The organism is Stenotrophomonas sp. P5_B8, assembly GCF_054049855.1.
In genome coordinates this window covers 1-3,873 of the sequence record NZ_JBFULO010000374.1, presented here as the reverse complement: position 1 = coordinate 3,873, position 3,873 = coordinate 1, and the positions used below count along the sequence as shown (strand labels likewise).

At 66.8% G+C, this 3,873-nt stretch carries 4 protein-coding genes; all 4 read left to right on the top strand.

Annotated elements, in window-relative coordinates; genetic code table 11:
* The first annotated feature begins 131 nt into the window (after positions 1-131).
* Complete coding sequence (locus ACXJKH_RS16590) at positions 132-653, top strand: DNA-deoxyinosine glycosylase (protein ID WP_457320949.1); 522 nt, start codon at positions 132-134, stop codon at positions 651-653.
* A 105-nt stretch (positions 654-758) separates the two neighbouring features.
* Positions 759-2,273, top strand: coding sequence for a dihydrolipoyllysine-residue acetyltransferase (gene aceF, locus ACXJKH_RS16585; RefSeq protein WP_457320947.1), 1,515 nt, complete (start codon positions 759-761; stop codon positions 2,271-2,273).
* Complete coding sequence (locus ACXJKH_RS16580; RefSeq protein ID WP_457320946.1) at positions 2,270-2,917, top strand: hypothetical protein; 648 nt, start codon at positions 2,270-2,272, stop codon at positions 2,915-2,917. The genes aceF and ACXJKH_RS16580 overlap by 4 nt, the downstream gene beginning before the upstream one ends.
* A 17-nt stretch (positions 2,918-2,934) precedes the next feature.
* Positions 2,935-3,873: FAD-dependent oxidoreductase (locus tag ACXJKH_RS16575; RefSeq protein ID WP_457320944.1), on the top strand; the 939-nt coding region annotated here is incomplete at its 3' end.

The window sequence follows — 3,873 nt, the reverse complement described above, 5'->3', positions numbered from 1 at the left end:
AGTCCCCACAACATGAATCGAATCCGACGCGCGTTAAAATTTAGTTTGTTCCGTTCAGCGAACAGCAGAAAAGCCCTGCAAAATCGGCAATTGTTACGCTGGAGGATGTTCATGCACCTGGTGGAGATGTGATGGAAGAATCGACCTGCATCGRCTTTCCCGCGCAGGTGTCCGGGGATTGTCGTGTGCTGGTGCTGGGCTCGATGCCCGGGTTGGCATCGCTGCAGGCCGCGCAGTACTACGCCCATCCACGCAATCGTTTCTGGCCGCTGATGCAGGTGTTGTGTGGTGTCGATGCGGCGTTGCCGTATGCAACGCGCATCGCCGCGTTGAATGCCAGCGGCGTCGGCCTGTGGGATGTCATCGGCCAGTGCCGGCGACGTGGCAGCCTGGATGCGTCGATCGTGCGGGGTAGCGAAGTGCCCAATGCGCTGGGCGCACTGATCGCCACGTTGCCGCAGTTGCGCGCGGTCGCCTGCAATGGTGGTACCGCGCACCAGGCCTTCCAGCGTTTCGTCGCGCCGACGTTGGCGCAGACCGGCCGGCCGCTGGCGATCTGGTCGTTGCCCTCCACCAGCCCGGCCAACGCGGCCTGGCCGCTGCCGAAGCTGCAGGCGGCATGGCAACCGCTGGCCGATGCACGGCGGCCGTAAGCGGCTGACTCCGGCGCGCGGCGGCGGACAATACGGTACCGACTGGAAAATACTGCTTCGTGCTGTACCAAGCGCAAGCCGGGCAAAGCAGGCCGCTGCAACAGGTTGTCCCGGGACAGGGGGCGCAAAAGTTCGCCCAGCCGGTTGGCGCTGACGCCTCCTGCCCCCACAATAGGCGATTCCCTACACCAGATTGCCGGAGTTATCCCCATGGCCGAAATCAAGGAAGCACTTGTCCCCGATATCGGTGACTACAGCGATATCCCGGTAATCGAGGTGCTGGTCGCCGTTGGAGACACCGTCAAGAAGGACCAGGGCCTGGTCACGCTGGAATCGGACAAGGCCACGATGGAAGTGCCGTCCTCGGTGGCCGGCGTCGTCAAGGAGATCAAGGTCAAGGTTGGCGACAATCTGTCCGAGGGCAAGGTCGTTGCCCTGATCGAAGTCAGCGAAGGCCAGGCCCAGCCGGCCGCTGCCGCTGCGCCGGCCCCGGCGGCCAAGACCGAAGCGGCCGAGACCGCGACCAAGGTCGAGCCGGTCGCCACCACCGCCGAGCCGGACAAGCTGGCCGCCCGCGATATCGAGCAGGCCGCCGCCAAGGCGACCCAGCCGGCCCCGGCCGCTGCCGCTGCCGCACCGTCCGCCGGTGCCCCGAGCAGCCCGCCGGTGCAGTTCAATGCCGACAGTGTGCTGCCGCAGAAGGTGCCGTATGCCTCCCCGGCGGTGCGCGTGTTCGCCCGCGAGCTGGGTGTGGACCTGAACCAGCTGAGCGGCACCGAGAAGGGCGGCCGCATCACCAAGGGCGACGTGCAGAAGTTCGTCAAGTCCGCCCTGACCGGTGGCGGCGCAGCGAGCGGTGGCTCCGTTGCCGCCGGCGGCGGCCTGAACCTGCTGGCCTGGCCGAAGGTCGACTTCAGCAAGTTCGGCGAGGTCGAGGTGCAGCCGCTGTCGCGGATCAAGAAGATCTCCGGCGCCAACCTGGCCCGCAACTGGGCCATGATTCCGCACGTCACCCAGTTCGAACAGGCCGACATCACCGAGCTGGAAGCCCTGCGCGTGGCGCTGAACAAGGAAAACGAGAAGGCCGGCATCAAGCTGACCATGCTCGCCTTCCTGGTCAAGGCCAGCGCCGCGGCGCTGAAGAAGTTCCCCGAGTTCAACGCCTCGCTCGATGCCAGCGGCGAGAACCTGACCCTGAAGAAGTACTTCAACATCGGTTTCGCCGCCGATACGCCGAGCGGCCTGGTCGTGCCGGTGATCCGCGACGTCGACAAGAAGGGCGTGGTGCAGATCGCGCAGGAATCGGGCGAACTGGCCAAGAAGGCGCGCGACGGCAAGCTCGGCCCGGCCGACATGAGCGGCGGCTGCTTCTCGATCAGCTCGCTGGGCGGCATCGGTGGCACGGCGTTCACGCCGATCGTCAATGCACCGGAAGTGGCCATCCTCGGCGTGTCCAAGTCGTCCATCCAGCCGGTCTGGAACGGCAAGGAGTTCGCGCCGAAGCTGATGCTGCCGCTGTCGCTGAGCTACGACCACCGCGTGATCGACGGCGCGCTGGCCGCGCGCTTCACCACCTACCTGTCCCAGGTGCTGGCCGACATGCGGCGCGTCCTGCTGTGAGGCAGCGCCTGGCAGTGATGCTGATGCTGGCGGTGCTGCCGGCGTCGCAGGCGGTCGCGGCGGAATGCGCGTCCGGCCTGGGGCGCGGCTGGCCGCCGGCCGTTGGCAACTATGGCCAGGCAGTGGAAACCCTGTTCGAGGGCAAGGCGCAGCCGGCGCTGTCGTTGGTGACCCTGCCCAAGAGCGGGGTCGAGACCGGCGTGGCGCTGCTGCCCGGTACCCAGGAAGCGGAATGGACGCTGCGTTTCAGCCGCGCCGACAAGCGCGTGTACAACTGGAACAACAGCGCCCGTGGTGGCGGCCTGGAACTGCGCGTGGACCAGTCGCCGGACCAGTACCAGGTCAGCATTCCGGCCGCGTTGGCGCAGCGGCTGCTGCGCAGTTGGCAAGCCGCGCTCGATGCGGCGGTGCCGGTTGATCGCAAGGCCGCGGTGCTGGACGGTGAAGTGCTGTCCTTCCAGGTGGATGGGCAGCGTTTCAGTGGCCCGCGCCCGGAGTGCGGCAGCGGCAGGCTGATGATGAAACAGGTGGCGCTGCTGATCGAAGCCAGCGACACCAAGGAAAAGAAGCTCGACCGTCGCTGGAAAGATCTGGACGAGTCGCTCGACGAACTGCAGCAACTGCTCGCCGGCAAGGCCGGCTGAGTCCCAGGAGAACAACAATGGCCGCAATTGAAATCAAGGTTCCCGACATCGGCGATTACAGCGGTGTCCCGGTGATCGAACTGCTGGTCGCCGTGGGTGACACGGTGAAGAAGGACCAGGGCCTGGTCACGCTGGAATCGGACAAGGCGACGTTGGAAGTGCCGTCTTCGGCGGCCGGCGTGGTCAAGGAAATCAAGGTCAAGCTCGGCGACAACCTCTCCGAAGGCGACGTGGTGCTGCTGCTGGAGGCCGAAGGTGAGGCCGCCGCACCGGCCGCACCGGCCAAGGCCGACGCGCCCAAGGCCGAGGCATCGGCCAGCAAGCCGCCGGTGACCCCGTCGCACCGCGCCCCGGCCGAACCGGCCGCACCGCAGCCGGCGCTGTCCTCGGGCAAGCCGGCCGACATCGAATGCAAGATGGTGGTGCTCGGCGCGGGCCCGGGCGGCTACACCGCCGCCTTCCGGTCGGCCGATCTGGGCGTGGACACGGTGCTGATCGAGCGTTACGCCAGCCTCGGCGGCGTCTGCCTCAACGTCGGCTGCATCCCGTCCAAGGCGCTGCTGCATGCGGCGGCGGTGATCGACGAAGTCGCCCACGCCGGTGATTTCGGCGTGGAGTTCGGCAAGCCGACGATCACCCTGGACAAGCTGCGCGGCTACAAGGAAAAGGTGGTCACCCAGCTGACCAAGGGCCTGGCCGGCATGGCGAAGCAGCGCAAGGTGCGCACCGTGCAGGGCCTTGCCAGGTTCGTCTCGGCCAACGAGCTGGAGATCGTCGGCGACGACGGCAAGACCCAGCTGCTGCGCTTTGAGCAGTGCATCATCGCCGCCGGTTCGCAGGCGGTGAAGCTGCCGAACTTCCCGTGGGACGACAAGCGGGTGATGGATTCCACCGATGCGTTGGAACTGGCCGACGTGCCGGGCAAGCTGCTGGTGGTCGGCGGCGGCTTCATCGGC